Raw genomic sequence first — 560 nt, 5'->3', positions numbered from 1 at the left:
ACATTCGCCGAAAATTCGATTGTGCTCAAAGAGCCACTCACAAATTTTACCTTAGCCTGATCCGTTACCAGTGAAAGTAACGTTCAGTCTATCTTTCTATCACATACCCAAATTTTTAAAGAACGAACTAGTCAAAGACTAGAAATCAACATTCACCATCGAACCGATGGAATGCTCATTTCTAAGCTTTATACAATCAGAAGCAGTAGTGGTGGAGCCAAACGGGATCGAACCGTTGACCTCCTGCGTGCAAGGCAGGCGCTCTCCCAGCTGAGCTATGGCCCCGTATTTCTACAGGCGTTTCCCACACAAAATTGGTGGGTCTGGGCAGATTCGAACTGCCGACCTCACCCTTATCAGGGGTGCGCTCTAACCAACTGAGCTACAGACCCAATTTCGGGCTGCTTCTTATCGTCTTCTTCAATGAATCAAGCAATTCGTGTGGGARCTYATGGAGCAGCTGAGTCGTCGATTAAGGAGGTGATCCAGCCGCAGGTTCCCCTACGGCTACCTTGTTACGACTTCACCCCAGTCATGAATCACACCGTGGTAACCGTCCT

2 tRNA genes and 1 rRNA gene are annotated in these 560 nt (G+C 48.2%); all 3 read right to left on the bottom strand.

Annotation, left to right across the window (positions count from 1 at the left end):
• Positions 1-209: 209 nt before the first annotated feature.
• Positions 210-285, bottom strand: a tRNA-Ala gene (locus AB4Z35_RS30100).
• 30 nt (positions 286-315) lie between these two features.
• Positions 316-392: transfer RNA gene (locus AB4Z35_RS30095), tRNA-Ile, on the bottom strand.
• An 81-nt stretch (positions 393-473) separates the two neighbouring features.
• Positions 474-560: ribosomal RNA gene (locus AB4Z35_RS30090) — 16S ribosomal RNA — on the bottom strand; the annotation flags it as partial.

Origin of the sequence: Pseudomonas sp. KB_15 (genome assembly GCF_052114525.1) — a bacterium.
Lineage (GTDB): Bacteria > Pseudomonadota > Gammaproteobacteria > Pseudomonadales > Pseudomonadaceae > Aquipseudomonas.
Note: the sequence above shows the minus strand (reverse complement) of the source record. Positions and strands in the feature narration are given on the sequence as shown.